The organism is Streptomyces sp. NPDC046379, from assembly GCF_055587785.1.
The window spans coordinates 126,278-152,823 of record NZ_JBVJFP010000017.1 but is presented as its reverse complement, the minus strand read 5'-3'; the positions used below and the strand labels follow the sequence as shown (position 1 = coordinate 152,823).

Annotated in this window: 28 protein-coding genes and 2 pseudogenes; 10 read left to right on the top strand and 20 right to left on the bottom strand. The window is 69.3% G+C overall.

The annotated features are described in order from the left end of the window. Positions 1 to 281: 281 nt before the first annotated feature. Both ACZ6KF_RS27280 and ACZ6KF_RS27275 read right to left on the bottom strand, forming a co-directional pair. Entirely contained in the window at positions 282 to 782 is a 501-nt protein-coding gene (locus tag ACZ6KF_RS27280; RefSeq protein ID WP_469178580.1) for a GNAT family N-acetyltransferase, read from the bottom strand. Between the two features lie 123 nt (positions 783 to 905). Then, a pseudogene (locus ACZ6KF_RS27275) lies at positions 906 to 1,040 on the bottom strand (cation transporting ATPase C-terminal domain-containing protein); the annotation flags it as partial. Here ACZ6KF_RS27275 and ACZ6KF_RS27270 point away from each other — a divergent pair. After that, positions 985 to 1,236 carry a hypothetical protein gene (locus ACZ6KF_RS27270; protein WP_469178586.1) on the top strand — a complete coding sequence of 84 codons (252 nt, stop codon included), beginning with the start codon at positions 985 to 987 and terminating at the stop codon, positions 1,234 to 1,236. The pseudogene ACZ6KF_RS27275 and the gene ACZ6KF_RS27270 sit on opposite strands and share 56 nt — an antisense overlap. Positions 1,237 to 1,392: 156 nt before the next feature. On the opposite strand, the gene ACZ6KF_RS27265 is transcribed toward ACZ6KF_RS27270, so the two are convergent. From ACZ6KF_RS27265 to ACZ6KF_RS27250, 4 genes are all read right to left on the bottom strand, one after another. Beyond that, positions 1,393 to 1,524, bottom strand: a complete 132-nt coding sequence (locus tag ACZ6KF_RS27265) for a hypothetical protein (RefSeq protein WP_469178414.1) — start codon at positions 1,522 to 1,524, stop codon at positions 1,393 to 1,395. Next, complete coding sequence (locus ACZ6KF_RS27260) at positions 1,514 to 1,816, bottom strand: hypothetical protein (RefSeq protein ID WP_469240793.1); 303 nt, start codon at positions 1,814 to 1,816, stop codon at positions 1,514 to 1,516. Before ACZ6KF_RS27260 ends, ACZ6KF_RS27265 begins: the two co-directional genes overlap by 11 nt. Before the next feature lie 114 nt (positions 1,817 to 1,930). After that, entirely contained in the window at positions 1,931 to 2,113 is a 183-nt protein-coding gene (locus tag ACZ6KF_RS27255) for a hypothetical protein (protein ID WP_469240791.1), read from the bottom strand. A 126-nt stretch (positions 2,114 to 2,239) separates the two neighbouring features. Then, positions 2,240 to 3,442: a cytochrome P450 family protein gene (locus tag ACZ6KF_RS27250; RefSeq protein WP_469240789.1), complete on the bottom strand. Its 1,203-nt coding sequence runs from the start codon at positions 3,440 to 3,442 to the stop codon at positions 2,240 to 2,242. 445 nt (positions 3,443 to 3,887) lie between these two features. On the opposite strand from ACZ6KF_RS27250, the gene ACZ6KF_RS27245 reads away from it, so the two are divergent. Next, positions 3,888 to 4,550 (top strand): pyridoxine/pyridoxamine 5'-phosphate oxidase, encoded by a 663-nt coding sequence (locus ACZ6KF_RS27245; RefSeq protein WP_469240787.1) that lies wholly within the window; start codon positions 3,888 to 3,890, stop codon positions 4,548 to 4,550. Positions 4,551 to 4,758: 208 nt separating this feature from the next. On the opposite strand, the gene ACZ6KF_RS27240 is transcribed toward ACZ6KF_RS27245, so the two are convergent. Beyond that, entirely contained in the window at positions 4,759 to 6,060 is a 1,302-nt protein-coding gene (locus tag ACZ6KF_RS27240) for a hypothetical protein (RefSeq protein WP_469240785.1), read from the bottom strand. A 213-nt stretch (positions 6,061 to 6,273) separates the two neighbouring features. Between ACZ6KF_RS27240 and ACZ6KF_RS27235 the strand changes: the two genes are divergently transcribed. Further along, positions 6,274 to 6,933 (top strand): gamma carbonic anhydrase family protein, encoded by a 660-nt coding sequence (locus ACZ6KF_RS27235; protein WP_469240783.1) that lies wholly within the window; start codon positions 6,274 to 6,276, stop codon positions 6,931 to 6,933. A gap of 89 nt (positions 6,934 to 7,022) precedes the next feature. On the opposite strand, the gene ACZ6KF_RS27230 is transcribed toward ACZ6KF_RS27235, so the two are convergent. Together ACZ6KF_RS27230 and ACZ6KF_RS27225 are read right to left on the bottom strand one after the other, a co-directional pair. Further along, entirely contained in the window at positions 7,023 to 7,856 is an 834-nt protein-coding gene (locus tag ACZ6KF_RS27230) for a PIG-L family deacetylase (RefSeq protein WP_356634823.1), read from the bottom strand. A 292-nt stretch (positions 7,857 to 8,148) separates the two neighbouring features. Beyond that, positions 8,149 to 8,388, bottom strand: a pseudogene (locus tag ACZ6KF_RS27225) (IS982 family transposase); the annotation flags it as partial. Between the two features lie 128 nt (positions 8,389 to 8,516). On the opposite strand from ACZ6KF_RS27225, the gene ACZ6KF_RS27220 reads away from it, so the two are divergent. From ACZ6KF_RS27220 to ACZ6KF_RS27210, 3 genes are all read left to right on the top strand, one after another. Beyond that, a complete protein-coding gene (locus ACZ6KF_RS27220) occupies positions 8,517 to 8,942 on the top strand; it encodes a CBS domain-containing protein (RefSeq protein ID WP_469178428.1) in 426 nt (141 codons plus the stop codon). A 695-nt stretch (positions 8,943 to 9,637) separates the two neighbouring features. Further along, positions 9,638 to 9,817, top strand: a complete 180-nt coding sequence (locus tag ACZ6KF_RS27215) for a hypothetical protein (protein ID WP_469240780.1) — start codon at positions 9,638 to 9,640, stop codon at positions 9,815 to 9,817. Positions 9,818 to 10,797: 980 nt separating this feature from the next. After that, the gene (locus tag ACZ6KF_RS27210) at positions 10,798 to 11,259 is read left to right on the top strand and encodes a hypothetical protein (RefSeq protein ID WP_469178432.1); all 462 of its coding nucleotides are present in this window, start codon (positions 10,798 to 10,800) and stop codon (positions 11,257 to 11,259) included. Positions 11,260 to 11,521: 262 nt separating this feature from the next. Here ACZ6KF_RS27210 and ACZ6KF_RS27205 read toward each other — a convergent pair whose 3' ends face one another. From ACZ6KF_RS27205 to ACZ6KF_RS27175, 7 genes are all read right to left on the bottom strand, one after another. Next, the gene (locus tag ACZ6KF_RS27205; RefSeq protein ID WP_469240799.1) at positions 11,522 to 12,775 is read right to left on the bottom strand and encodes an ABC transporter permease; all 1,254 of its coding nucleotides are present in this window, start codon (positions 12,773 to 12,775) and stop codon (positions 11,522 to 11,524) included. Then, positions 12,772 to 13,467: an ABC transporter ATP-binding protein gene (locus ACZ6KF_RS27200; RefSeq protein WP_469240778.1), complete on the bottom strand. Its 696-nt coding sequence runs from the start codon at positions 13,465 to 13,467 to the stop codon at positions 12,772 to 12,774. Before ACZ6KF_RS27200 ends, ACZ6KF_RS27205 begins: the two co-directional genes overlap by 4 nt. Continuing rightward, positions 13,464 to 14,687, bottom strand: coding sequence for a peptidoglycan-binding protein (locus ACZ6KF_RS27195; RefSeq protein ID WP_469240776.1), 1,224 nt, complete (start codon positions 14,685 to 14,687; stop codon positions 13,464 to 13,466). The genes ACZ6KF_RS27200 and ACZ6KF_RS27195 overlap by 4 nt, the downstream gene beginning before the upstream one ends. Positions 14,688 to 14,758: 71 nt before the next feature. Then, positions 14,759 to 15,550, bottom strand: a complete 792-nt coding sequence (locus ACZ6KF_RS27190) for a hypothetical protein (RefSeq protein WP_469178440.1) — start codon at positions 15,548 to 15,550, stop codon at positions 14,759 to 14,761. Between the two features lie 188 nt (positions 15,551 to 15,738). After that, positions 15,739 to 16,230, bottom strand: coding sequence for a hypothetical protein (locus ACZ6KF_RS27185; RefSeq protein WP_469178442.1), 492 nt, complete (start codon positions 16,228 to 16,230; stop codon positions 15,739 to 15,741). Between the two features lie 51 nt (positions 16,231 to 16,281). Further along, positions 16,282 to 16,644 (bottom strand): hypothetical protein, encoded by a 363-nt coding sequence (locus tag ACZ6KF_RS27180; protein ID WP_469178444.1) that lies wholly within the window; start codon positions 16,642 to 16,644, stop codon positions 16,282 to 16,284. A 167-nt stretch (positions 16,645 to 16,811) separates the two neighbouring features. Continuing rightward, entirely contained in the window at positions 16,812 to 17,546 is a 735-nt protein-coding gene (locus ACZ6KF_RS27175; protein WP_469178446.1) for a response regulator transcription factor, read from the bottom strand. Positions 17,547 to 18,017: 471 nt separating this feature from the next. On the opposite strand from ACZ6KF_RS27175, the gene ACZ6KF_RS27170 reads away from it, so the two are divergent. Further along, positions 18,018 to 19,076, top strand: a complete 1,059-nt coding sequence (locus ACZ6KF_RS27170) for a helix-turn-helix domain-containing protein (protein WP_469240774.1) — start codon at positions 18,018 to 18,020, stop codon at positions 19,074 to 19,076. Here ACZ6KF_RS27170 and ACZ6KF_RS27165 read toward each other — a convergent pair. From ACZ6KF_RS27165 to ACZ6KF_RS27155, 3 genes are all read right to left on the bottom strand, one after another. After that, on the bottom strand, positions 19,022 to 19,612 hold the full coding sequence (locus tag ACZ6KF_RS27165; protein WP_469240772.1) for a DUF6924 domain-containing protein: 591 nt from the start codon (positions 19,610 to 19,612) through the stop codon (positions 19,022 to 19,024). The two genes, ACZ6KF_RS27170 and ACZ6KF_RS27165, sit on opposite strands and share 55 nt — an antisense overlap. Positions 19,613 to 19,779: 167 nt before the next feature. After that, positions 19,780 to 20,640, bottom strand: a complete 861-nt coding sequence (locus ACZ6KF_RS27160; RefSeq protein ID WP_356634829.1) for an SAM-dependent methyltransferase — start codon at positions 20,638 to 20,640, stop codon at positions 19,780 to 19,782. A 20-nt stretch (positions 20,641 to 20,660) separates the two neighbouring features. Further along, entirely contained in the window at positions 20,661 to 21,002 is a 342-nt protein-coding gene (locus tag ACZ6KF_RS27155; protein WP_356634831.1) for an Os1348 family NHLP clan protein, read from the bottom strand. 287 nt (positions 21,003 to 21,289) lie between these two features. On the opposite strand from ACZ6KF_RS27155, the gene ACZ6KF_RS27150 reads away from it, so the two are divergent. Then, positions 21,290 to 22,081: a hypothetical protein gene (locus tag ACZ6KF_RS27150; protein ID WP_356634833.1), complete on the top strand. Its 792-nt coding sequence runs from the start codon at positions 21,290 to 21,292 to the stop codon at positions 22,079 to 22,081. Here ACZ6KF_RS27150 and ACZ6KF_RS27145 read toward each other — a convergent pair. Further along, a complete protein-coding gene (locus ACZ6KF_RS27145) occupies positions 22,032 to 22,925 on the bottom strand; it encodes a glycosyltransferase family protein (protein WP_469240770.1) in 894 nt (297 codons plus the stop codon). The genes ACZ6KF_RS27150 and ACZ6KF_RS27145 overlap by 50 nt on opposite strands. 93 nt (positions 22,926 to 23,018) lie before the next feature. Between ACZ6KF_RS27145 and ACZ6KF_RS27140 the strand changes: the two genes are divergently transcribed. Beyond that, positions 23,019 to 24,380 (top strand): 2OG-Fe(II) oxygenase, encoded by a 1,362-nt coding sequence (locus ACZ6KF_RS27140; RefSeq protein WP_469240768.1) that lies wholly within the window; start codon positions 23,019 to 23,021, stop codon positions 24,378 to 24,380. Next, positions 24,362 to 26,545 (top strand): sulfotransferase family protein, encoded by a 2,184-nt coding sequence (locus ACZ6KF_RS27135; protein ID WP_469240766.1) that lies wholly within the window; start codon positions 24,362 to 24,364, stop codon positions 26,543 to 26,545. Before ACZ6KF_RS27140 ends, ACZ6KF_RS27135 begins: the two co-directional genes overlap by 19 nt. Position 26,546 lies beyond the last annotated feature (1 nt).

Below are 26,546 nucleotides of genomic sequence, written 5' to 3'. Positions count from 1 at the left end.
CACAACCCCCAACCCCACACCCAACACCCAACACCACCAACAAACCGCACGCTTGGTATATTTACCAGACCCACCCCCACCACCACACCCAAGCCCCCTTCGCCGACGGCGGCCGCACCCCCCGCTGGCCCCGCACACCCGCCCCAACCGAGCCCCGGGACCTGCTCCTCCTCCCTTTCACGCTCAAGAGACACCACCTCGTCGCCAGAACAAGCGACAAGAGCCCGCAGTCCGCCATGAGGACCTGCCCCCGGCGCGGCCATCGACTAGGCCGGGACCGCTCAGACAGCACGTTGCATGCACACCAGCCGGTCCCGCTCATCCCATGACCGGGCGACAGTGAAACCGAGTCGTTCGTACAGGGCGATCGCCGGGGTGCGCCATTCCCATACCGAGAGCCGGACGATGTTCACGCCGCTCTCGGCGACATGAGCCAACGCAACGGAGAGCAAGGCGGACGCAACACCCCGGCCACGGAACCCAGGGTCCGTCCAGAGTCTCTTGATCTCCGACTGCCCATCCGCCAGGAAGGTCACCACCACACATCCCACAGCAGCGTCCCCCTGGACAGCCACCAATACGACATCTCCGTCAAAGGCGGTCCCAGGATCGGCGATCTCTGCCCGGTAGCGATCCGGCAACCCGCCCACATCCGCTACCGGCTCCCCCTTCTCAGCCTCGGTCCGCAGATGGTAGGCCGCCAGCAAGGCGGACAGCCCCTCCCCCACCACACGAGACCCACCGGACCAGCGGACAACGGCAACCTCAAGGCGATCAGTCATGCCCGCCAGCATCACACGGCATTCACCGCCCACCCCAGCCCACGAAAGCACTCCGACACAGCGTCTCAGTGGCACGCAACCGAAGGCCGTGCGGGCCCACGGCAGGTGCACGGCGAGACCTCGCACGACGAGGACGCCGCCCAGGCATAGCCACAAGGTGCGGTTGCGAAACTGGTGCCACCCCAGCAGGGAGCCATCGTCTGTGCATGCACTCAGCGCATTCAAGAGCTGGATGAGCACGAACGCGGTGAACGCCATCGTCAGGGCGGTGTCCGGGTCGACGTACGAGCGGGGCGGGGGCGAGCAGGCCCACAGTGCCCAGGGCCATGACCGCGCCGGCCCGGTCGGCGGCGAAAAGCCGTCGGGCGCCCAGCATCCGCGCCCCCGGGTCGCGCAGTGGGTGGCGCATCACGTCATCGCGGGCGAAGTCCACGACCAGGGCCATCGCCGGTGACCCATCGAGTTGGGCAGCCGTGAGCCGGGCCGGCCATCCGGTCAGGGATGGTGCCTATGTTGGTGGCCGGCTGGAACCGGACGAACTTGACGATGTTGTCGTAGACGGCACGCCCTTCGCGGACGGCTCGCACGATCGTGAAGAAGTTGACGTCGGTCAGGACCAGGTCGTGCTTCCTTGGCCACGTCCGTGCCGGTGGTGCCCCACGTCCGTGCCGGTGGTGCCCACGGCCACGCCGATGTGAGCGGCCCGCAGCGCCGCCGCGTCGTCGACGCCGTCACCCGTCATGGCGACGATGTGGCCCTGGCTCAACAGGGCCCGAACGATCGCGACCTTGTGGGGTCACCCGGGCGAACACTCCGATGTCGTCGACGCACGCGCCGAGTTCGTCCTCGGTCATCCGGTCCAGCTCAGCGCCGGTCATGACTCCGCCGGAGATGTGGAGTTCCCGCGCGATGACCGCCGCGGTGGCGGCATGGTCACCGGTGAGCATCCTCACGGCGACCCCGGCCGTACGGCACAGCGCCATCGCATCCCGTGCCTGCGATCGAGGTGGATCGGCGATGCCGGCGATCGACACCAGTGTCAGTGCGGACAGCGCGGGCAGCTTGGGCGGTGGGTGCGGGCGGCGCTCCGTCCGCGAGGTCGGTCGCCGCCCGCAGGACGCAAAGTCCGGTACCGGCAGGTTGCGACGTCACGGTGAGGACGCCGATGCGTGTTCGTCGTCGAGGCCCTGCACACCGTCCTCGGCGCGGACATCGGTGCACAGGCCCAGCAACACGCCGACGGCACCCTTGAGTAGACGCGAGCGGCCGTCGGGTTCGGTGTGGAAGATGGCCAGGTACGTGGTGTTCGCGTCGAAGGGCAGCTCGCCCACGCGCGGGCGCGTACAGATCGAGCAGACGGGCCCGGGCCGCGTGCGAGCGGCGAGCGGCGAGCGGCGAGCGGCCACGGTGCCACCCGGACGCGGACGCCGCGCCCCGCCGACCCACGCCGGACGGAATCAACCCGCAGGAGCCAGACGCACAGGCAGAGCGCGGTAGGAATTCACCAGGAAACTCTCCATGGGCCGCAGCTCCTCCGGCGCACACGCCAGCCGCATCCTCGGGAAACGCGTAAACAGCGCCGCGAACGCCTCCACCGCCTCCACCTCCGCCAGCGGAGCCCCCAGGCAGCGGTGCACCCCATGCCCGAAACCCAGACCGTCCCGATCCGTGCGCAGTACATCGAACCGGTCGGCATCGGGACCATAACGCTCCGGATCCAGCCCCCCGGCCGCGAAGTTCACCAGTATCGCCTCCCCCTTGCGTATCAGCACCCCGTCCAGATCGATGTCCTCCACGGCGAACCGCATCGGTGAATACGCACCTGGCGTATGCACCCTCATCGTCTCCGCGCACACGTCCTGCCAGGACGCCCGGCCCGCCCGCACGTGCTCGAGCTGCTCCGGAAAACGCAACAGCGCCCCCACCGCATTCGTGATCAGCGCAGCCGTCGTGTCCTGACCTCCCGCAATCATCAAGAACAACGTCCCCAGCAACTCCTCCTCGCTGAGACGGTCCTCCTCATCCCTCGCCTGGATCAACGACGACGTCAGATCATCCCCCGGCTCGGCCCGCTTGTCCCGCACCAACTGCGCCAGCAGAGCGAACGCCTCCTGCCGCGCCGCCTCAATCTCCCGCCCGGGCACGGCCGTCGCGAACACCCGGTGCAAGGCCGCGCACAACGCATCCGTCGCCTCCCCCTGCGCCACCCCGAACAACTCACAGATCACCCGCATCGGCAGCACTTCCGCGAACCCCGCCCGTACATCCACCACCTCCCCCGAGTCCGCCAGCCCTTCAACCAGCTCCCCCGCGATCCGCCGCACCCGCGGCCGCAACGCCTCCGCCCGCCGCACCGTGAACGCTCCGGCCACCAGCCGCCGCAACCGCCGATGGCTCTCCCCGTAAGCGAACAACATGTTCTCGTTCGCCACCCAGGGATAAAGCGGCCACTCCTCCGTCACCCGCCCCTCGATGAACTCCGGCCAGTGCAACCGCGCATCCTTCGACACCCGCCAATCCGTCAACAACCGCTCCACATACCTCTGACCCACCACGGCCCACGCCGCCACGCCCCCCGGCAACATCACCCGCACCGCCGGCCCTCCCGACCGCAGCAGCCCCATCTCCCCCGGCAGATCACTCCCCAAGACATCCAGCACATACGGACACGACGACCCACTCGCGCCCGACACCGCGACCCCGGCCATCCCCGACACCCCGGCCACCCCCGATGCCCCATCCATCCCCGACACCATTCCTCCCACGTCACCAACCGACGAACACAACACACGACCCCCACCACACACCCAACCCCCCACCCCGCCCCGCCACTACCCACCCCCACCCCCACCCAACCCAACCCGGCATGCGACGCCCCCTGCGCCCCTCCCACAGCCACAACAATCACCGCGGGCCTCAACAGCCCAGGCATCGGCTGCGCAGGAGTCAAGCGACCTGCGGGACCGAACTCCCCGAGGCCGTCGCGAAGATCGCCAACTGCGACGCAGAGGGCGGCTGCGGCGTGCTTGACCACAACCTGCTGCTCAATCAAGCAGGTTGATAGGTTCGGTTCCACTTGAGCGTTCACGGCTGAGGGAGTGGAACGTGACCGGTGCGGCCAACCTGCGTCAAACGCTGCGGGACATAGAGGTCTTCGCGGGCGACCTTCCCGGGTTCGACCCGTCGATCGCGCCGGACACGCCGGTCGAGTTGTTCACCGAGTGGTTGCTCGCGGCGTTGAGCGCCGGGGTGCGGGAGCCGCATGCCATGACGCTGGCCACGGCGGACGCCGGCGGTGATCCGACGGCTCGCGTGCTGATCCTCAAGGACGTGAGCCCCGAGGGCTGGCAGTTCGCCACGGACGCGAACAGCCGCAAGGGCCGCGATCTTGCTGCCCGCCCCTATGCGGCGCTGACCTTCTACTGGGCACCGCTCGCCCGTCAGGTCCGGGTGCGCGGACCGGTGGTGCGGGAGAGCCCCGAACTGTGCGCTGCGGACTTCCTCGCCCGCAGCGTGGGGGCACGGGCCGAAGCTCTGCTCGGACGGCAGTCGCAGCCACTCGCGGACCTGGCCGAGAGGGATGCGCAAGTGGGGGCATCGATCGCGCGGATCGAGGGCGAGCCGGATCTCGTGGCCCCAGGCTGGACGCTGTACTCGGTGCGCCCGGAGTCGGTGGAGTTCTGGCAGGGCGACAAGCAACGCCGACACACCCGCCTCGTCTACCAGTCCTCACCCATCGGGTGGACCAAGCAGATGCTGTGGCCCTGATTCCCCCGGCCCACGAGTACCGACAATTGCTCCATCGAACGATGAACACGCTCCCGGCGTCCCTTCGTCCCGTCGTCCCGTCGCGCCCAGATCTCAAGGGCGAGATGGTCTAAGCGGTTGTTCCCGCAGAATGGAAGGTGCGTTACGGGATACATCGTGGATCTGCGGGCAATCCATCACCGGCTGACTTCCCGTTGAGGGCTGCAGCCTAGTGACCGCCCCGGCATACGGATCGGATCTCCTGCAGAAGGGTCGGGTAGTCCTCTCCATACGCCGTCACACCCGCATACACCGCGTCCAGGGCCGCCCGCAGGGGATCAGCCCCGGCCGCGGCGAGCAGCGCGGGCAGAGCCATGTGGGGCTGGGACATCCGCAGGGACGGATCAGGCGGGCCGAGCGTGACCCGCATCGCGGACCCCATGTCTTTCCCTGTCTTCGATGCCGACGGCGCGGGAGGACTCGACAACTGCGCCATGAAGGCCGCAGGACCCTCGAGACGCGGGCCGGAGGCGGGTTTGTGCATCGGCGCGTGCGCGTCGTCACGGGCGGGCGACTGAAAGGGGGGCCGCTCGGGTGGGACGGCCCGGCCGACCGTCCTGTCGGGCATTTCGGGGTCGGACTCCAGGGCCCGCCAGGCCCGGGCCGGGTCGTCGAGGGGCGGCGGCAGCGGGAGGCTCTCGGCGAGCGCGTTGAGCCCTGCGGCGATCCAGTCCAGCTCGGCGAGACCGGCGGCCTCGCAGGCGCGGCGCGCCGCCAGCAGGGCCAGGGCCCTCTGGACTTCGGGGCCGGCCGCGTCGATGGCATGGACGAGGGACGGGTCGAAGGCGACCAGGCCGCGCACGTCGCCGCCGACGTCGCGCAAGGCCCGGCTCGGCAACCGACCGCCCCACCGCCACCGCTCATACGCCAGCAGGCGTTCCGTCTCGGCTCGTTCGTGCGCGAGACGTGCCTGACGTTCGGCTTCCGCGCGTTCGGCCCGTGTCGGAAGGGGCGGTTGCCGACGGGCGTAGTCGTGCCAGTACGCGGCGATGGCGGAGGTCTGCTTCAGGACGCGATCCGCTGCCGGCGGTGCGGGCCAGAACTGCAGGAGATAGCAGTCCAGCTGGGGCTCCTCATCCAGTCGCGTGTCCTTGCGGCGTGCCTCGTCCATGCCCCTGGCGCAATAGCGCACCCGGTAGTCGACCTCCTCCAGGCCGAGTTCCCAGGAGGCCTCCCCTGCCCACTGCACGAGCGCGTTCCTGGCCGACGCGGGGCGGAAGGACACCTCCACGACGTCCTCCCACGCCTGATCCACAGGCGGGGCCTGTTCGTGCACTTCGACGGTGAAGCCGACCCTGCCCGTGTGCAGGCCGGTGTGCAGCCAGAGCGTGCCGGGGAGTGCCGCCCCGCACAGCCCGGCGCTCTGCCCGGCGAACGCTTCCGCGAGGCCGGGGCCGTAGCTGTCCGGATCACTCTCGACGTAGATCTGGCCGTAGTGAACATGGACCTCGCCCGTGACCGGCCTGCGCACCGTTGCCCCCCGTTTTCGCCATGAAGGTCTGTGTCCGGCAGCCTAGGGCGCGGCACTGACAGCGCCTCCCCCACCGCCCTGCCGGAGCCGTGGCGGTCAAGTCAGTCCCAAGTCACGCCAGACGCGGCTGTGATGTCCAGGTCGTCGTGCCGCTGTGCGGACGAGGCTGACGCGCAGTTCGGCGCTGAGCGGATCGCCCGGTACGGCTGCTTTGTGGGCGAGAATCTGCTCATGATTGCTGAAACGCAGGGAATCCGCATCCGGCATCGCGGGCATGAACCGCAGGTCCATCCCACCGCCTACGTCGCCCCGACGGCCACGTTGGTCGGTGATGTCCGCGTGGGGCCGAGAGCCAGGGTGATGTACGGCGCCGTGCTCGATGCCGAGGGATCCCGGATCGAGGTCGGGGAGGCGACCGTGATCTGCGAGAACGCGGTGCTGCGCGGGTCCGCGGTCGCCGGTGACCAGCCGGTGCTCGTCGGCGACCACGTGTTCGTGGGACCTCATGCCACGCTGCTGGGCTGTGAGGTCGACAGGTGCGTGTATGTGGCGACCACGGCGACGGTCCTGCAACGCGCACGGCTGCGGGCCGGCTCGGTCGTCGCCGTCGGCGCGCTCGTCCATGCGCGCACCGTTGTGCCGGACGAGTACTTCGTGCCGCCGCACACCGTGGCGCTCGACGAGCCGGTGCGTCTGCTGGCCCCTGGCGATCCGGGTCTGGCCGAGGCCGTCGGCCGGGTGGGTTTCGCCAAGGTGGCGTTCGGTGTCGACGCGGAATGGACCGACCGGGTCAGCCGGTACGAGCGCATCGCGGAAGTGCGCGTCGCCGAGTTCGGCGCGCACACGGACGACGAGGTCGTGAATCCCGGCTGACGTCGCCTCGGCGACTCGTGTGCCGTCCGAGGTGACGCTCCGTCCGGACGCGCGGTCGATGCCTTTCCCAGCCGGTCCGGCTTGGTCGATCAGCGCAGTCCGGCGAAGAGATCGTCTTCGGGGGTAGCCGCGCCGGTGGTGTCCTTGACACGCACGAAGGTCTCCATGCCCATCAATTCGCCGAACCTCTCCTTCCCCATCTTGAGGAAGAAGATGTTCTCGCCCTGACTGGCGTGCGCGGCCAACGCGTCGAACTTCTGACCGCTGAACCCGGTCGTGTCCACCCACGTGGTGATGTCCTCGTCGGGGAGTCCGATCTCGGCCATCGCGGCGGCCTCGGCCGAATCCGGCTCCGGCATGTCCTCATGAAACTCGCGCATGATCTCGCCGAACCGCTGCATCATCGAGCGGGGCATCGTGGTCCAGTACACCTTCGGTGTCAGCGCCGTCATCTCCAGCGCCGCCATCGTGATGCGGTGCGCCTGAATGTGGTCGGGGTGACCGTAGAAGCCGTTCTCGTCATAGGTGACGACCACATCAGGTCGGTAGTGCCGCATGAGCTCCGCGAGTCTGGCCGCGCCTTCCCGCACGGGAGTCTGCCAGAAGGATCCAGGGGCGTCGTTGCTCGGCCAGCCCATCATTCCGGAGTCGGCATAGTCCAGCGTCTCCAGATCGCTGACCTTCAGGACGTCACAGCTCGCTTCGAGTTCCTGACGGCGCATCAAGGCGACGGCCGCCGGGTCGTGCCCGGGATCACCCGGCTTGACACCTCCCGGACCGTCACCGCAACCGCCGTCGGTGCACGTCACGAGAACCGTGCGGATGCCTTCCGCCGCATACCGCGCGAGCACCCCTCCGGTTCCGGTCGCCTCGTCGTCGGGGTGGGCGTGTACTGCCATGAGCGTCAAAGGCCGGCCAGTCATGAAACAGTCCTCCTGCAGACATATGTCTTGGTCCGAGTGCACGACGGGCGTGCTGCGGTCTTGCGGCCCGGCTCCTGGTACGGCAAACGACCCTGTGGCCACCGTGTCCAGTCCCGTGCGGGCCGGTCCCTCGGTCACTGCAACTCTCCCAGTTGGCCCGTCTGTTCCCGGTGCGCTCGATTCCTGGGGCGGTCACCACCGGCACCTGGGACCGGTCGGCCCCGTACCCCGACACCGACCCGAAGGGCGACGCGCACACCGGCCGCGCCCACTTCGCGCAGGGCGTCACCGTCACCGAGTTGTCGGCGGCCAGCAGCCGGGTGACCCGCAGCGGCAGCACGGCGGCCCGGCGTAGGCCCTTGTCGCGGCCAGGCCGTTGGGAGCAGGTACGGGAAGAGGTGCCGCATGTGACCGCGGGCGTGGCGGAACCACCCGGCCTCGGAGATGAAGCCGAGCGTCGTCTGCAGCATTGCCGGCGTGACGAGTTCGGCATCGGTGAGCTGCGGGGCGAGCCGACGGCCGGAGGCCATGGCATGCGGCTGGCACGCCGCGGCCCGGGAGAGGGCGGGCCCGGGCGTCACTCGGATGACTTGTCCCGGGCGACGTGCGGCGCACACCTTCGGAGACTGGAACCGGCCGACACCGACAGAAGGAGCATCCATGACCACCGCCGCCGACATCATGCACCCCGGGGCCCAGTGGGTACCGGCGACCGAGACCCTGGACCGGGTGGCCCAGCTCATGCGGGAGCTCGACGTGGGCGCCATGCCGGTCAGCGATCCCACCGACACGAACGAGCGGATGTGCGGGATCATCACCGACCGCGACATCGTGGTCGGCTGTATCGCTGCAGGACACGATCCGGCGCAGACCACCGCCGGAGACCTGTGCAAGGGCACCCCACGCTGGATCAGCGCCGACGCCGGCGTGGAGGACGTGCTCAGGGAGATGGAGAACAACCAGATCCGCCGCCTGCCGGTCATCGACGAGAACAAGCGCCTCGTCGGCATGATCAGCGAGTCCGATCTGGCCCATCACCTGAGCGACGATCAACTCGCACAGTTCGTGGAACGCGTGTACGCCTGAGCGAGCCGGGCCGCAACCCGGCCGGGACCGGGGGACAGGCCCAGAGGCCCACGGACGGGCGGGCCGACAACGGCCGGTTGCGAAAGGGCGCCGCGTCCGGATTCGAGGCCCGCCGGCCCCGCCCTCGTGCGGTGACCCGACGGCGACACCCCGCGCCGGCACTTCCACCGCTGGCCGTCTCTGGCTGTCATCCCGTCGGCCGCCCTCAGCGGGCCCCTCCTGCGACCCTGGTGACAATGAGCCTGCCTACGTTGGTGACTACCCCGGTCTTCCGGCCGTGCGGCGTCGGCGAAACGCTGGACAGTGCGATAGGTCATGCCGAGTTGCCGCTGGATCGAGCGCCGGCTATGCCCGGCCTCGATCAGGGTGTGGATCGCGGCGTGCCTAGCCCTGGTGCGGTCGGCAAATCGGCTGCTGGTCGTCCATGGTGCGGTCGCGGACTCAACTGCCGCATCTGGTTCTGCCTCGGGTTGCGGGACGATGGGAGCGAGAACGTGTGCGGGTGACGGTCTGGGTGTTGGGCTGGTACTCGGCCAGGCCGGTGCGTCGCAGGACGATGTCCGGTGCGACGTCCAGGCGATGGGCGAGCCGCATCACATAGCCGGCCAGCAGTTCGCCGGGCAACAGGTCCAGGCTCCAGGGCAGCGGTGTGATTACCGAGCGCCCTCCTGCGCCGTGCCGAAAGGGCCACGATCTTGGACGCCCTCTCCCTCGACCTGCCCGCCCCGCGGATGAACGACTTCCGGAACGCCACCCGGCTCACCGCCGCCAAAGCCACGGCCCTGATCCTGCTGCCGCTCGCACCCCGCTACCCGCCCATCGCCCACGGCCTTGACGTCGTTCGCGCCGACAAGCGCATCCCCGCACTCGACTGACTCTTCCCCACAGCAGCCCGCTGCTGCCCCCGACTGCCCAGCCGGCGACAGGATCCCGCGCTGCGGGCGGACCACGGCGGCCCCTGGAAGACCGACTGGAGACTGCCCGTCGTACCCGCATGCCCGCACCCCCAGCGCCTTCTCGAACATCTCTGTCCCGAATGCCAGCGACGCCTCACCGACCGCCCCGGACAGCTGTTCGCCGCCCGACCATCGCCGGATTCCATCCGGCCCAGTGCCGAGCACACCTCGCCCACGGGTCGCGCCGCATACAGCGAACGGCCCACCTTTGCGGTGCCCGCCCGGACCAGCAGACCCCTTGCCCAGGGAACTCACCGCACTGCAGAAGAAGCACCACCAGGCTCGGCCCGGACAACCCCGCCGAGACGGCCAGCGAGTACTTCACCGATCTGCAGATGGTCAGCGGACTCGTCGCGATCACCTGGCCGAGGGCTCGCCCCACTGCCCCGGGCGTCGACACCCGCCGCACAGATCAGGTGCTGGCCACCCGGCAGGACCCCTCGCTCTCCATCCATGTCAGCACGCCGCCCGAGGATGCCCGGGCCTGCGCGAGCATCCTCCTCGCCGCCGTCACCATCCTGTCGGCCGCCGATCTGCAGACCGCACTGGCTCCACTGGCGCCGGTCGAGAACCGCACCCGCAGCGGCATCGCCCCAAAACGCCACCGCGGCTGGGACACCGGCTTCCGCCACTACCAGGGCGACTGTTCCCAGCGATTCCGAGACGCCGCTGAATACCCGGTCTTCACCCGCCGCAGAAGCGGCAGGGGCGGAAACCGGCTGCCACACCGCGGCCTCGACTACGGCCCCCAGCACGGCTCCGGCATTCCTCCCCCTGGAGTGGGCACAACGTCCCCTGGACGCCTTCACCATCGCCCTCAGCATGCCGGTCCTACGGCGCACAACCTCCGCCTTCCTCGTCCGGCGAGCTCTCGGCAAGAGCACCGCGGATGCCGCCGAATGCCTCGGACTCAGCATCGCCCCCACTACTGCGACCTGGAACGCCTCATCCAGCGGGTGGTGTGGCTCATGCCGGACGCCTTCTTCGTCGTCACCGGCCGCTCGCGCCGGCAGTGGACCGATCCCGCCCTGCGGGGCCAGCTCGACTACACCGGGCCGACCGCCTGGCCCGGCCTGGCCGCACTCGCCTCCGCGATCCCCGCCGCAAGGGCAGCAGGCGCCGCACGAGGGCGCGGGCGGCAGGTACTGGTCGGGGACTTCTCCTCCGAGGACTGCGACGACTATCGCGCCCGCCGGCTCTCCCGCGACGGCCAGCCCTTCATCAGCGCCGAGGTCCGCCAGGTGATCACCGGCCGGTCCCACGGCCTGCCTCTCCACCTCGACCTGTCGGTACTCCGCTTCCTGGAGATCCGCCGCACCCGCGAGCCGGTCCCGTCTTCGACCACGACTTCGGCGCCCTGATCGCTCTCCGGGCGTTGGCCTGGTGGCGAACGACGCTGCGAGGTAGGTGCCGCTACGGGGACGCCGAGCGCTTCGTCGGCCGCCAGGCTGAGCGGTGCCAGGCCGAAGGCGGTCAGCAGCAGGTCAGCACCACCCGCCACAGCCCCAGCCGACGCTCCCAGAGCGTGGATCCGCCATGGCGCGGCCAGAGCGTTTGTGTCGGTTGACCATTCACGACACGGGCGCTGAGGTGCTGGCTCTGCCTGGCCACAGCACCAGTTGATCAGCGCTGTAGCGCGGTGACGGGTTGGACGCGTACGGCGCGGACCGCGGGCAACAGTCCAGCCAGCAGTCCAGCCACGACACCACCCCCGGTGGCGACCAGGGCACTCCACACGCCCAGCACAGGCTGCCAGGAGTTCAGGAGCGATACCAACACGGTGACGAGAAGACCGGTCATCGCACCGATGAGCCCGCCGACTCCGCCCAGCAGGGTGGTCTCGGTCATCAACTGAGCGAAGACGTGCGTGCGCCTGGCGCCCAGCGCGCGGCGGAGGCCGATCTCGGGGACCCGCGCGGCGATCCCGGCGGTCGCCGCGTTTCCGATGGACACCGCCCCGATCGCCAGTGCGACAGCCGAGAGCACGACGGCCATGCGGGTGACACTGTCCTCCACGTCTCTACGCAGGCTCTGCGGGTCCGGTGGGGCGAGGGCCCGCAGGTCCCTGGGGGCCGCCGGGGCCAGTGCGAGTGGCGCCTGCCGCCCGATCAGTTGCGCGGCGCCCGGCGAGGTCCGCACGATCACGTCTCGCTCAGGGGGCTGGCCGGCTGTGCTCGCCGCGAGGGGCTGCAAAGGGGCGAAGGGAACGACAGCCGCAGGCAGCATCTCCGTCCTGCGTTCGACGTCGTCGAAGATCCCGATCACGGTGAAGGCCCTGTCCTCGATGAACACCGCACTCCCGATGCGGGTGACGCCTAGCCGCTCGGCCATCCCTGAAGGCAGGAGGACGACCCGCGAGCCCGCGCGGTCGTGGAATTCGTCGTAGGTCCGCCCCACCGTGACATGCGGCTCCACCGCACCGAACGCGCTGGAGTCCATTCCGATCACGGTTCCGCTCACCAATGGAGCGGCGGGGTCGGTGCCGGCCGCGATGGTGCGCCCCTCCAGCAGGAGCCGACGGCCCGCCGCATCCACCCCGGCCAGCGGAAGGAGGCGTCGCAGCGCCTGGTCGCTCTGCCACTCCGGCACCCCCTCGCGGGCATCACCGCTCGGCGGGGCGGGGGTTTTCGGGGCGGTGTCGTCGCGGTACGTCACCGTGACCTCGGTCGCACGCTTGACATCGAAGGTCGCCGTGACCTGCTGGGAAAGAGTCGACGACAGACCAAGGGTCGCCACGAACGCCGCTGCGCCCAGGACTGTTCCCACCGTGGTGAGCAGAGAGCGGACCGGATGTCCTGCGACGGAGCGGTACGACTCCGTAAGCAGGTCCCGCAGCCGGAACCTGCCCTTCGCCAGCCCTGTTGCCGCGGGTTTCACCTTCCGCACGCCAGATCCTCCAACACGGTTCCGTCCCGGACGTCGAGTCCGCGCGTGCCCTGGGCGGCGACATCGTCGTCATGCGTCACGACGACGACGGTTATCCCCTCGTGGTGAAGCTCGTCCAACACCGTCAGAACATTGGCTGTGTTGACGGAGTCCAGATTTCCGGTGGGCTCGTCACAGAAGAGTACGGCGGGTCGCGCGGCTATCGCCCGGGCAATGGCGACGCGTTGTCGCTCACCCCCGGAAAGCGTGCGTGGATCGGCGTCCCTGCGTGCCGACATCCCGATGCGCTCCAGTGCCTCGGCCGCGCGCTTTCTGCGTTCTCTGACCGACCAGGGGCCGTACACCATGCTCAGTTCGACGTTTTCCTTGGCCGAGCGGCCGGGCAAAAGGTGGAATGCCTGGAAGACGAAGCCGAACAACTGGCTGCGGATCGTGACGCGTGTTCGCTCGTCCACGACGGTGGTCTCGACGCCCGCCACCCGGTAGCTGCCTGTAGATGGGCGGTCTAGCAGTCCGAGGACGTTCAGCAGGGTCGACTTTCCCGCTCCGGAGGGCCCGGTGATCGTCACATAGTCCCCGTGCCGGACGATCAGATCCACAGGGCGTAGGGCGTGCACGGGGACGCCGTCGTCGTAGGTCCGGCTCACGCCGGTCAGTTCCAGTACCGGTCGCCCGGTGCTCACGGTGTGTTCCTCTCCCTCGGTGCTCCCCCGGCCACGCCGACGACGACCCTGGTCCTGGCAGCCAGCGATCCTCCGACGGGGGTGACGGCGACCCATCCGTCGCCCGTCGCCCCGGTGCGCACCTCGACGTCGAACGTGGCTCTTCCGTCCAGCACCGTGACATACCGCTGTCCGTCATGCCGCGCGTAGAGGGCGGTCTCCGGTACGGCGAGAACCCTCTTTCGCGAGGAGGATCCCCCCACGGAAATCTCCACGGTGTGGTGGGGCGTGGCCGCCAGCGTCGCGCCGGTGAACTTCAGCAGCACGGGATAGCCCCCGCCAGTCTCCCCGTCACCGGGCTTGTCTCCCACCGCCTTCACCGTCGCTCGTGCGGTCACTTGGCCCGAAACCTTGTCGGTCACCTCGGCCGTGGCGCCGACCGGAACGTCGGCAAGCTGGTCGGCCGGGACGGTCGCCTTGACGACGTTCCGGCCGGCGTCCAGCGACAGGATGGTCGCACCCGGCCGGTCGACGGTGTCTCCCACCCGTACTCGTACGGCGGATACGGCGCGGCCGGCCCGGTCGATGCGCGCGAGGTGTCTTTTCGGCAGGAATGGTTCAGCGGTGGCCGCGGGCGGGTTCACAGGGCTGCCGCTGTCCGCGTCGGCCCCCGCACCGCTCTGCGTGTCCGCGTTCCCGGCGGCGACGCTACCCTGCGGCGCGCCCAGCACGGGAACGGGATAGCCCCGGTCCTCGTAGAAGCGGCTCACGGCAGCCTGGGTGTCCCGGTCGAACACCCCTGCCCGGGGCACCGCGTAACCCAGTCTGGCCAGCACCGCCTGGACCTGCCGTACATCAGGCCCCGACATGCCCGGGGTGATGTCCCGGTACATCGGGAATTTCGTGACCACTGCGAACACCGGCTCACCGGCAACCTCCAGCAGGACGGCGCCCTCCGCCAGTCGGGAGCCCGGCCGCAGCGGGGTCGCCGTCACCACCGCCGGATCGCCCGGAAGTTCGGCCGGCGCCCGCACCGGCTCCGAGGGCCCGGGCTCCACTTTCCCCCTGAGCAACACCGAGGTATGGATCACCCGCTGCTCCACCTCGGCCGTCACAAAGGACGCCTCGGGCGGCCGTGCGTCGGCCACAGCCTGCTCGGGGGACTTCAGACCCGAACCGGTCATCAAGCCGGTCAGGGCGGCCGTCAGTGTCACCGTGGTGAACCCGACGACGGCGACCACCCACTTCCGGCGACGAGCACGAGCGGAGTCCGAAGGACTGGTCGGAGCCGTGTCCTTTCCCAAGGGCTCGGTCATCGGTCCAGCGCTTTCGCCGCACGCTTGGCCGCCGCCTTGATCTTCGGATTGAGTTCGGCGAACTCGACCGCGTGGGCTTCGACAATCGCCCGCTGCGCCTCATGATTGACTCGGTCGATCTCCGTGAAGAAGCCCGTCGCCTTGCGGCACTGCACCATGGCGACTGCCAGGCGTGTCTCTTCTTTCGTCGGTACGTACCGACGGTCTGGGTCCGGCGGCCCGACCGCGACGGTTCCCGGCTTCCGGGGCGGCTTCCACTGCGGCGCCTCCGGTTCGTAGGCGCCGAGGGGAACGCCGAAGCGTTCGTGCGGGTTGGGGTCCTTCTTGTACGCGTCCCGGCTGTCCGGTTCGAAACCCTTGGCGGTCAGGCAGTCCAGAAGACGGTCGGCGCTCTTGACCTCCACTGGCTGCAGCTTCTGCCAGATCTCCCGGTTGAGGGAGTTGCCGAGCTGCTCAACGTAGTTGGCGACAAGGTCCCGGCTCGTCCCCAGGGTGCGCTCGCCCCGGGCTCGGCAGGTATCGAGAGCCCGGTCGAAGCCCGCATCGAAACTGACGACCGGTGCGGGCGCTCCGGACACGGGCCCGTGAAAACCGTTCGCACGGGCTTCGTCCTCGGTTCTGGGACGGTACGGCGGCTTCACCAGATCGCCGAACATATTGTCGCCGAGCCGGTCCCCGACGCCGACGAACTGGGGATAGCCCGCATCCTTCATGCAGATCGCCTGCAGACGCCGCTCGGCATACAGGATGAACGTGACGTCCTGTCCGAGGTAGAGGTCGAACGGCATGGTCGATCCGGGCGGGCTGGCAGGCAGCGAAGCGGATCCGCCGTCGTCCGCGGCGCACGCCGTCGACCCCACGATGGTGGCGACGACCCCGGCGATGAGCAGCCTCTTCGGAGTACGTGGGCGAGGTGGCATCTGTTCTCCCAGGTGAGGGGGCCGGCGGGCGGTGCCGCCGACCCCCGTGTGGCTCGTCAGCAACGCTTGTGCGAGGAGTTCTGCTCGTACACTCCGTCAATGAGCTTGCGAACGCCGTAGCTGTTCGGGTCGTTGGCAACCCAGTCGGAGTTCCCCCAGTAGCCCACCTCCGCGTACACCCGCACGTAACACGCGGTATCCCGGTTGGCGATGGCCTCGGCGCAGTCCCAGAACCCGGTCGTCCTGTTGAGCTCCCTACAGGTGCCGATGTGGCCCTGACCGCTGCTCCACTGGTCGTCGTGGTGACTGGAGTCGTCGTAGTAGTAGTGGCGCTGGTGTCCGCACGCCTTGGTCCAGACGTTCTCGTAGTCGCCTGATCCGTAGCAGTAATTGCTCCAGGTCGAGGAGTAACAGATCTCTCCCGGAACGCAGTTCAGCCAGCCGTTGCCAGTGTCGGCCTGTGCGGGTGCCGCCCCACCGATCAGCAAGGCGGCGAATGCGAAACCGGCCGCCACAGCGGCGGTCGCCTTTCTCAGGAAAAGGCTCATCGAATTCCTTTCAGTAGGACCGAAGACGCGCTTGAGGAAGTTCCCGTCCGATCAGCAAATGCGCTGGTGTGCCGAGTTCTTCTCGTACAGCCCCGGCAGGAAGTGCTCGTAGTTCACGGGGTAGTCCTCGTTGCCCGGCTTCGGCAGGAACGTCTGCGAGTAGCCGCCGTAACCGACGTGCTCGTGCACCCGGACAGAGCACTGTGTGTCGCGGTTCAGGATGTACGTGGCGTCGTCCCAGAACGCTTTGCCGTTGTGCCACACATCGTTGTGATGGTTGTCGTCGTTCCAGTAGAAGTGCCGCTTTCCGGGGCCACCGCTGTCGTGCGCCCACTCCTTGAAGCAGATCTCACCGCGATTGCAGATGACGTATCCGTCACCCTGGTCGGCGGAGGCGGCCGGCGCCATGCTCATGGCCAGCCCCATGACGGCACCGAAACTGACGAATACCGCCGCTGCTCTTCCCTGTGTCCTTTTCACGGGCCGCTCCCTGAGGCTCATGTTCCCGAATCCGTCGGGCTGCGATCGGCAGTCTTGTCCGCGGGCGTTCAGATGTCCCCGGTCGACCGGCCAGATTCCGACTAGTCGTTCGAACAGGTCTCAGCGCTGCGCCTGGCCGACTGTCCGGCCAGATGGACCAGGTGCGTGCGGTTGCGGGCTCCCCACTTGGAAAGCAGATTCCCGACGTGGTACTTGACAGTGCTCTCGCTCAGCTGGAGCCGCTGTGCGATCTGAGCGTCGGTGAGCCCCAGGTTGATCAAAGGCAGGATCGTCTGTTCACGCGTTGTCAGTTTGATGAAGCGGCTCTCATCGACGGTTGCCAGGTCGGTCTTGCAGTCGGATCGATGGCGCAGAAGCACAGCACCGATCGCTGGGCTCACCCAACCGGTTTCTGACCGCAGCGTCCTGATCACCGCGGTGGCGTCGCAGCGCAGGTCGTCACCGCAGAGGAAGGAGCGAACCCCCGCTTCCGCCGCGTACTCCACCACCTCGAGCGCTGGGACATGAAGGCTGAACAGGGCCAGTTCGGTCGGCTGCACTTCGGTGAGCCCGCGAAGCTTGCCGAGCAAGCCGGTGAAATTCCCGGATCGCAGCGCGATGTCGGCGACGACGACATCGGCGGCGCGCTCCCGCAGGAGTGCCGTCAGTTCTCCCAGGTCTCCCACGGCTCCGACCACCCTGATCTCCGCGTCCGCGCAGAGATCAGCCCGCAGCCTCTCCCGCACGGCACGGTCCCGGATTCCGAAAGCGACACGCGTACGCCCGGTATCGGACCGGACCGCCCGGACTCCGGACAGCGCATTGAGTGTGTCCATGCAACCCCCCAAAACGACAACCTCAGACGCCCGCAGAGGACGTGGAAGGACTGGCCGGTACGACGGGGCTACGCCCCCGCATCGGAGTTCACTGCTGGTCGTGCGGCACGTTCACAGGGATGCCGACGGCGACGGCGCCCGAGTCGACAGTGGCCCGCCCCACAGGCTTGTGTCGGGCTCCACGAACCCCCTACGCAGCGGGCACCGTGGGCCGATCGGTGCGCAAGGGCCCGACGGCTGTGGCTCTCCCCGTCGTCTTTCGCCGTCCTGTCACTTCGCGTCTTCCCCCGTGGACAAAGAATGGAGAACCTCCGCTCGCCGCTGGATCGCTTTGCGCCAGCGGCGGCGAGCCCATGAAACCGCAAGGACGGCGTGCGGGACGCTGCTTGCCGCCCCACAGACAATCGATAGACAATCCTCAGACATGGCCCGCCAGAGCAGGCGGCGGCCTCCACAGCCGAGGGATGAGTCATGGGACGGCGCGAGAGCCCTCTTGACCCGCGCAGCGGACCACTGCCGCGATTCGCTCATGACCTGCGTGAGCTGCGTCGCTCCGCCGGGTCACCGTCATACCAAGAACTCGCACGACGTACACACTTCGCCGCCTCCACACTGGCCGCCTGCGCCTCGGGAAGGAGACTTCCCAGCGCAATGGTTCTCGCGGCGTACGTCTCTGCCTGCGGAGGCGACACCGAGGAATGGGAGCAGCGTCGGCTCCAGGCGCACGCGCAGCTCGGCACGCGGGAAGAGCCGTCAAGGACGACGGCCGCCGACCCTGGCGGTGAGGATGCCGTACGACAGCAGCCGCGGACCGACCGGCTCGAACGGGAGAGAGCCGATACAGCGGACGGCCACACGCCGGGGGAAGCGGTGCGGACGGCCGACAGACGCTCGCGGCGTCGCCACCGTCTTCTCAGCATGATTACCGTGGCACTCCTCATGATCACCGGCACGGCGTCCCAGTCCCCCGAGGCACCCACCGGGGCGGGAGTCGACTTCTCCGCCTGGTTACACCCCGCCGCGGACATACCGCACCACTACCGGTCCGTGATCGTCGAGGCCGGCACAATGTGCACCGCACCCCAGGTGACCCCGGCACTGATCGCAGCCATGCTGAAGGTGGAAAGCGACTTCGACGCCAACCTGCACGATCCGGCCGCGCAGGAGTACGGAATCGCGCGCTGGACGCCGCGGGTTCTTCGATATTACCTACCCGACGACCAGCAGCATCGAGTACCGGAACCTCCTCTTGACCCGACGGAGTCCATTCTGGCCTTGGGACGGATGCTGTGTACACTGGCCCCCCAACTTGAGGGCGTGGCGGGCGACCCAGTACTCAACCTCGCCGCGGCCTACCGGACGGCCACATTCGTGGTCCACAAGGAAAACGGCGTCCCCAACCGCATTCGTCCTTACACGCAGCGGGTGCGGGACTATCTGATGGCGTACGCGCCCGAGAAGAAGGCGTGCCTGCCTTACGTCGTGACACAGCATTCGTATCCTGCGCCCTGTGTGCAACCGCCGGTGTGATGTGCGGTTCGTCCTGGCTGGGCTGATGCCGCTCCCAAGGGTGTCGGCGAACAAGACGCCGCACCTCGTAACACCGCTTGCCGCCCCGACGGCCGGACCCGCGGCTGGACGGGGCGCGCCTGGACGGCGCCGTCCTCATCGACGGCGCGGGCGAACTCCTCGAAGTCCATGTTCGCGCCCGAGAGGTTGTTCTCAATGTTCCACAGCTGGGCTGCCACAACGCGGACACCACGCCCACGCTTACCCTGCAGGTCCAACACGAGGAGCGGAGGTTCAGTCGAAGCGAGGGCTAGAGAGTCCGCTAAGACAAGAAGCGGATGCTGATACTCCGCGGGGATCAGGTCGAGGGCCTGATCGGATGTCAAACCCTCGTACCTCCGGTCATCGACGACTGCGACGTTGGCCAAGAAACCGTCCTTGCTGGGCGATAACAGCGACGCCCGCAGAGCGTCCCACGCACCGTCTGCGGAGAAGTCGTTGCGCACAACGAGGGCTTGCAAAGTGAGTGAAGCCCCAGAAATCGCTGTCGTCCTCATCCAAGGTCAGCGCGTACTTCTGCCCCTCGCCACCCAGTCCCGATGTTCGCGTCTCACGCCCCATGAGAGCGCTGATCTTACCGGCGTCGGGGGATCCGCCCCGGCGGCCGCCGCGCCAGTCCCGTGGGGGCCTGTGCCTGTGCAGGAGCCGGGCGCGGTGGCGGGGACTATCCCCGTGCACCGGATCCTGGTGCGGCGGTGTCGTGCGTGATGGCCCTGAGGTGGTCCACCGACTCGATTCTCTCGATCAGGTCCGTGTCGGCCACGGAGCGTCTGGTGAGCGGCGGGATGTAGAGCGTGAGCCCCTGGTGCAGCTGGTCGTGATGCTGCTCCATGGCACCCAGCGTGAACCTGACGACGGAGGCTTCGAACAGCGGGTGCGGGCTGCTGTAGACCGCGGCGACCTCGTGCTCCGGCGGGTAGAAGCGGAGCAGGTAGTCCTTGATGCGGAAGAACCGCTCGGGGCTGTTGGGCGCGCTGGAGTACAGGACCGACTCCACCGCCCCTACCTGCCACAGCATGCAGGGCACGTCGGTTTGCAGCGGGCGCTGGCGGACCAGCAGGTCCGTGGCCTCGTACATCTGAAGACCGTCGATGGCCGGATCGAAGTCCAGATCGATGATCATCGTGTCCAGCGCGGAGACAGCGGGGAGAACCCTGACGTTCAGTCCCAGGTACGGTGCGGCGTCGAGGATCTGACGGGTCGGATACACGTAGACCAGCGGGTGGCCGTAGGTTGCGAACGTCACCGGAGGATGATCGAGTGCCGCCTCGAGCACCATGGCGCTCATGGTGTCGTACGCGTTGAGCCGGTTCTCGTCCTCCTTGTAACTGACCGGGTGAAGGTCGGTGACCCGGTCGCAGAGGCTGCGCAGGAAGGTCATGCCCGCGGGCAGGGTGGGAACGGCCAGGATCTCCTGTGACCGCCGACAGGCGGATTCCGTCTCCCTGGTGATGTGTTCGATGCCTTTGATGCCCAGCCCGACGATGTAGACGTCAGGCTCCCTGCGGTCCGTGCGCGAAGTCATGTCGGTTTCCCTGCGTGCCGTCATCGGAAAAGAAGCAGCAGTTGCTTGAGCTGTTCGAAGCGGTCCCCCGGCGACTCGGTGATCCGGCGGCCCAGACGCTCGATCTCCGCCCTGCGTGCGTGATCGGAGGGAGCCAGCGCCACGATGTCGTGGTTGATCAGGGCGAACCTGATGGTGACGTGCAGGAAGCCGGGGAAGAGCGCTTCCACCCGGGAGAGGTCCCGCGAGAGCAGGACCTCGCGTTCCTCGCCGGTCAGGTCGTAGTCCTTCAGGGCATGGTCAGGGTCCGACTCGACGTCGGCCCGGAACTGTTCGTCCAGGAGCGCCCGGTCAAGGACCTCCTTCATGACCGTACGGGACATACGTCTCTCCTCGGCTCGGACGGGCGCCGGATGTTCCGGTCGGCAGAAGGCCGGGTCCTGTCGTCTCATCCTTGGCACGCCGCGGGCGGGTGCGCCTGCCCGACGCCGCCGAACAGGGAGGCACCGGGCGGACCTGTACGCCGTATGGGTTCGTCGGGCCGCCGATCCTGCACGTCGTGCAGGGCCGGGAGCGCAGGCCCGGCTACCTTGCCGTTCGTGATCCCCTCCTCTTGCCGCGTGAACGTGTGCCAGAACTGCGGGCGTCGCGGCGCGCCCGGGCTCGCGGGATGACATCGGTTCGCCCGTCCGACGTCGTGCACGGGTCGGCGCACGGCGACATCGAGCTGCTGGCGGATCGTGCACGGAGCGCGGTCGTCGTCGTGCCGCCCGAGCGTCCGCCCTGGCTGGCGGAGCTGGACGCGGCCGTGACCGAGCGGCGGCTGGTCATTGCCCGCACCACCCTGGACTCGGTCGACCTGGACGGCTTCACGCGTTGGACGCGTGAAGCCCTCGCCCAGGCGCCGCCCGCCCTCACCGGGCCGCTCCTGGACGACATGACCGAAATCCTGAGGCGGGTCATGGGCGCGGCGCGCGGGAACCGGGTGATGGTGCGTGTGTTCACCGAGGCTCCGACGTGCCGGTGCGGCTTCCACGTGGACACCGTGCCGCCCCAGGCGCCCACCGTGGGCGCCGTCCGGGTCTACAACGGCCCGACGACGCAGTACGTGCACGGCGACGACGTGCGGGGGACGGCCGAGTTCTACGCCTACCTGGCCCGCAGGGAGCGCCTGTCCCGGATGGTCGCCGACGCCCGACGAGGGGAGCGGACGCGGCAGGCGGCGCTCGACGAACTCCGGGCCATGGACGCGGATCCGTCGTTCCTGCGTCCGGGGGCGGTGATCCGCCAGGTGCCCTCGGACGCCACCGTCTACTTCCGGCACATCGACGTCCGGCGCCACTGGTCGCCGCATCCGGTCCGGGACGCGTGGATCCACCGCTCCCCGATGCGCGGCGGGCAGCGGCTGGTCCTCAACGTGTCCCCGGCCGACCCGCGTGCGGTTCGCCCCGGTCGGCGGTGAGCAGGACGTGCGTGAGATCGGGCAGGGAGGCGTCGAGTCCCCGCAGCAGGGCGTGCACCCGCGCGCCGGCTCGCGCCGGCCCGTGGTGAGCGGTGAACCAGGCCCGAGGCCGGTGACTCCGGCCCAGCACGTCCTCGACCACTGTCACCACGTCGTCCTCGCCGTCGAAGAAGGCGCCGGTGAACGGGTTCACGTAGTGCCATCCGCCGAGGACCGCCCGGTTGACCACGACGGGGACACCGAGGCACAACGCCTCCGCGAGCACCCGGGGCGAGGGGTCCAGCACGGCCGGTACGAACAGACAGCGCGCAGCGCCGAGCACCGCGAGGAGCAACGGCCAGGGCAGGGGACCGGTCAGGCGTACGCCCGGGACCGACTGGGCCGTGGACGGCGCGTCGATGACCAGGACCCGCAGCCCCGTCTCCCGGGCCAGGCGGCGAAGGCAACGCGCGGCCAGCGGCCAGTTCTTGGCCTCCTGCTTCCAGGGGTCCCGCCCCGAGACGTGCACCACGTCCGCCCGCAGGTCCCGCGGCAGGGCAGCCGTCATCCGGCGCGGGTCCACTCGCAGCGGGTCCGTGAAGTCGGACTCGCTGACCAGGCGACGAGGCCCGTCACCAGGCAGGAAACGATCCGGGTCCCGGAAGCAGTGCAGCCACGCCTCGCACAACAGACCGTAGTCGCGTTCGTCGCGGAACCCCTCCCCGGGAAAGCCCAGATAGCTGGTGACGCCCGCGAACCGGCAGCCCTCCCGCACCAGGCCACCCAGCCGCACATGATGCGCCCGGGTGACCACCGGGGCCCGGACCAGCACCCAGGGCAGCACGCCCCCGCGGGGAGTGGTCACCCGTAGGAACGGGGTGTCCGCTACGGGATCCGTCCGTCGTCCGTCAGCCAAAACGGCACCTTCACTCAGCACAACGGCACCAGCAGGAGAGCCATGACCCAGCCCATCAGACGCGACTTCTTCTCGGATCTCAACGGCGGCACGCGGATCGAGATCTTCGACGAACTCAGCGACACCGCCAAAGCCGCCCTGCACGTGTTCTTCCGCCGCATGGGAGCGCACCACCTCATGGACGAGGTCGTGGTGCCCCTCTTCTGCGACGGCGACTCGCAGATCTTCGCCGCCGTCCGCGACAGGCCGTGGCCGCCGTGGGGACTGGGAGCCCGCAATATCGTCGCCGTCCTCCAGACCCACCTCGTGGCGGACGGCTGCTGGGGACTGAGCCCGGTACAGGTGGCCGACGAGGACCTGACGAACGTGGGCCTGATCGCGGCCCTCTACAAGGAGGCCCTCGAGGCCCTGTCGGTCGACCCCACCGCGGAGGTGCACTACCTCCTCGGCGAGGACTCCCGGCTGGCCGACCTCGTACTGCGCCGTGTCGGCTTCGAATGCACCGAGGACGTCTTCCTCACCGAGGCCGCCCGCTACCTCACCTACCGCGCCCCGGTCGGCGAACTGCTGGCCAGCCTCGGCCTGGCCGACCTGGACACCATCGACGTCCTCGCGGGCGCCCTCGACGACACGGCGTTCGAAACTAACGCCGCGTTCCACAGCACCGTCTACCTCGCCTCGCGGGCCGAGTGGGTCGTGGACCGGGTCTCGATCCCCTCCGAGATCGCCCGTCTGGTCCGCGGCGGCCACTACAGCAAACCGGCCGGCGTCCCCACCGGCACCGGACGCTTCGAGAGGGGCACGATCGCCGAGGTGGCTCAGGGCGTCAGGGAGTTCCTCACCGAAGCGGAACACAGCGACCTGCTGGCGTACGCGCTGCGCAGGAAGGACGACTTCACGCCCGCCGCCATCCAGCCGCGCGGCACGAACACCGCGGTGGTCGACGAGCGGGTCCGCAGCACGCTGATCCTCGACGACCTCGCGCACTTCGAGCGGCTGTTCACCGAACGCATCAAGGAGCACCTGGAAACCGTCCGCGCCCGTCTGAACCATCCCGCCTTCCCGCTGGGCCGCATCGAACTGCAGCTGGCGGCCAACGGCGACCGAGACTTCTTCGGCATGCACCGCGACAGCGACGACGGGGACACGCGAGAGCTCACCTTCGTCTACTTCTTCTCGCCCGAGCCCCGCCGGTTCTCCGGCGGGGAGCTGCGCATCTTCGAGACGGTCACCGAGAACGGGCAGATCGTGCCCACCGACCGCAGCCAGACGATCGTGCCCCGAGCCAACCTGGCGGTGTTCTTCCCCAGCCGCCACGACCACGAAGTCCTCCCGGTCCGGGTGCCGAGCAAGGCCTTCCCCGACAGCCGATTCAGCGTCACCGGATGGATCCACCGGCAGTGAGCGACCCCCGGCCCCCGACACCAGGAGCGCCCGAGCACGCCGACGTGGCCTGGACCGTCTGCGTCCACGCCGCGTTGGCACCCGCACGCGCCCGGCAGGCGGCGCGCCTGGTGCATCACGCCCCCTTTCCCACGTCGCCGCACCTGCTCGCCCGTGCGGTGACACCCGACGCCCACGGCCTGCGCGTGCGCTACCTCTTCGCGACAGAGGCGGCCGCCGCGGCCTTCGACGCGGGCACCGACACCGCGCTCAGCCCGTTCGGTTCCCCCCGCACAGGACGCGTCCGCGCGGTCCCGGCGGCCGATCTCACCGCGCCCGTCCTCATCATCGCGCCGCCCCGCTCGGGCAGCACCGCCCTGTTCGACGCCCTGGCCCGCCATCCCGGCCTGTGCACGACAGGCAGCGAGAGCGAGGGCGTGATCGAGGGGGTGCCGCAACTCCATCCCGCTGCCCGCCACTACGCCTCCCACGCGCTGGGCGCCGAAGACGCCGACCAGCACGGGGCAGCCGTGCGGGCGGGGTTCATGGCCGGCCTGCGGGACACCACCGCACCGCGCCGGCCCGCTCCGCCAGCCGCCCGCCTCCCCAGCCCGAGGCTGCTGGAGAAGACACCGGAGAACACCCTGCGCCTGCCGTTCCTGCTCCGGCTGTTCCCGGACGCCACGGTCATCCACCTGCATCGCGACGCCCGCGACACCGTGGCCAGCATGGTGCGAGCCTGGACCCATCCCGCGTTCGTCAACATCCCGGACCTGCCCGGCTGGCCCCGCCGCGCATGGCATCTGCTCCTGCCACCGGGCTGGCAGGCATGGCGAGACGACGACCTGTCACGCGTCGCGGTCCGGCAGTGGGGCGCCGCCGTGGAGGCGGCCCATCACGCCCGGGCGCTGCTGCCGCCGGAGCGCTGGCTGGACGTCGACTACGCCGAACTGTGCGCCGCCCCCGCCAGGACGATCCGCCGACTGGAGGCGGCGCTCGGGCTGCCCCCCGCCCGCCACGCCTGGGACCTGCCGCTGTCCGCCAGCACCATCAGCCCGCCGCGCCCCGGCAAGTGGCGCCGCACTCCCGGCTTCGACCCGGCAGCGCTCGACGCCGTCCAGCAGATCCGGCACCCACCCGAGAACGGACGCGCCCCCATGCCCCCTCCCCAGCCCCCGCCCCGCCGCCCGCCCGCCTACGCCTGCTGGCTGAGCGAAGCCCTCCCGAACGACACCGGCCAAGAAGCCCTCCCGAACGACACCGGCCAAGAAGCCCTCCCGAACGACACCGGCCAAGCTGAAGGCGCTTCCCCGTCCGAGCACGAGTGCGACACTGCCCGGGTCGACCCGACAGCCGTGCTCCAGACGGGCGTCACCATCCCGCTGGGCCTCACCCGCCGCGCCCGGTTCAGAGACCGGTTCCTGCCCGGCTGCCCGATCCTGTGGACGCAGGACGCCCGCACCGGCGCCCTGACACCGTTCTGGGTCCGCCCGGAGGACCTGTGGCTGCTGCGCGACCTCGAACCCGGGCAGCCCCTCCCGGCCGCCTTCCCCGACCGGCTCAGGACCGCCATGACAGCGGCCGGGGCGCTGGGCCCGGCCGGTCACCGCGCCCGAACGCGGGCAGCGGCCGACTCCACCCTGTCCCGAGCCGCCGAGGACTTCGCGCACACGGACATGTGCCGCATCGGCCGGGCCATCCACCCCGCGCACCGCACCACGCTCCTCGACTACTACGAGCGGCTCATCTCCACCGGCGCCCGGCCGCTGGGCGACGCCCAGGTGCGCGGACGCTACGGATGGCACAACGAATCACTCTCCCGCTTCTTCCACCACCAGTTCCGCGACCTCGTCAGCCGGCTTGCCGGACGGCCCGTACGGCCGTCCTACTCCTACGTCTCCGCCTACCGGGGCGGTGCCGTCCTCGACCGGCACACCGACCGCGAACAGTGCGAGTACACCGTCTCGCTGCTGCTCGGGGAGTCGGGTCCCGGCATCGACGGAGGCTGGCCCCTGTTGCTGGACACCCCGCAGGGCCGCGTCTCGGTCATCCAGCAGCCCGGTGAGGCGGTGCTGTTCAGAGGAACCCGGGTACCGCACTGGCGTCCACCACTGCCCGACGGCAGCACCCACACCTCACTGCTCTTCCACTACGTCCCCGCGGAGTTCCGCGGAACCCTGTACTGAC

Bases quoted from the DNA above. Each gene is read 5' to 3' on its own strand.
- ACZ6KF_RS27280 (WP_469178580.1), bottom strand. From the start codon at position 782: ATGACTGATCGCCTTGAGGTTGCCGTTGTCCGCTGGTCCGGTGGGTCT.
- ACZ6KF_RS27265 (WP_469178414.1), bottom strand. From the start codon at position 1,524: ATGACGGGTGACGGCGTCGACGACGCGGCGGCGCTGCGGGCCGCTCAC.
- ACZ6KF_RS27230 (WP_356634823.1), bottom strand. From the start codon at position 7,856: ATGACTGGCCGGCCTTTGACGCTCATGGCAGTACACGCCCACCCCGAC.
- ACZ6KF_RS27220 (WP_469178428.1), top strand. From the start codon at position 8,517: ATGACCACCGCCGCCGACATCATGCACCCCGGGGCCCAGTGGGTACCG.
- ACZ6KF_RS27210 (WP_469178432.1), top strand. From the start codon at position 10,798: ATGCCTCGGACTCAGCATCGCCCCCACTACTGCGACCTGGAACGCCTC.
- ACZ6KF_RS27190 (WP_469178440.1), bottom strand. From the start codon at position 15,550: ATGCCGTTCGACCTCTACCTCGGACAGGACGTCACGTTCATCCTGTAT.
- ACZ6KF_RS27185 (WP_469178442.1), bottom strand. From the start codon at position 16,230: ATGAGCCTTTTCCTGAGAAAGGCGACCGCCGCTGTGGCGGCCGGTTTC.
- ACZ6KF_RS27180 (WP_469178444.1), bottom strand. From the start codon at position 16,644: ATGAGCATGGCGCCGGCCGCCTCCGCCGACCAGGGTGACGGATACGTC.
- ACZ6KF_RS27175 (WP_469178446.1), bottom strand. From the start codon at position 17,546: ATGGACACACTCAATGCGCTGTCCGGAGTCCGGGCGGTCCGGTCCGAT.
- ACZ6KF_RS27170 (WP_469240774.1), top strand. From the start codon at position 18,018: ATGGGACGGCGCGAGAGCCCTCTTGACCCGCGCAGCGGACCACTGCCG.
- ACZ6KF_RS27165 (WP_469240772.1), bottom strand. From the start codon at position 19,612: ATGAGGACGACAGCGATTTCTGGGGCTTCACTCACTTTGCAAGCCCTC.
- ACZ6KF_RS27160 (WP_356634829.1), bottom strand. From the start codon at position 20,640: ATGACTTCGCGCACGGACCGCAGGGAGCCTGACGTCTACATCGTCGGG.
- ACZ6KF_RS27155 (WP_356634831.1), bottom strand. From the start codon at position 21,002: ATGTCCCGTACGGTCATGAAGGAGGTCCTTGACCGGGCGCTCCTGGAC.
- ACZ6KF_RS27150 (WP_356634833.1), top strand. From the start codon at position 21,290: ATGACATCGGTTCGCCCGTCCGACGTCGTGCACGGGTCGGCGCACGGC.
- ACZ6KF_RS27140 (WP_469240768.1), top strand. From the start codon at position 23,019: ATGACCCAGCCCATCAGACGCGACTTCTTCTCGGATCTCAACGGCGGC.
- ACZ6KF_RS27135 (WP_469240766.1), top strand. From the start codon at position 24,362: ATGGATCCACCGGCAGTGAGCGACCCCCGGCCCCCGACACCAGGAGCG.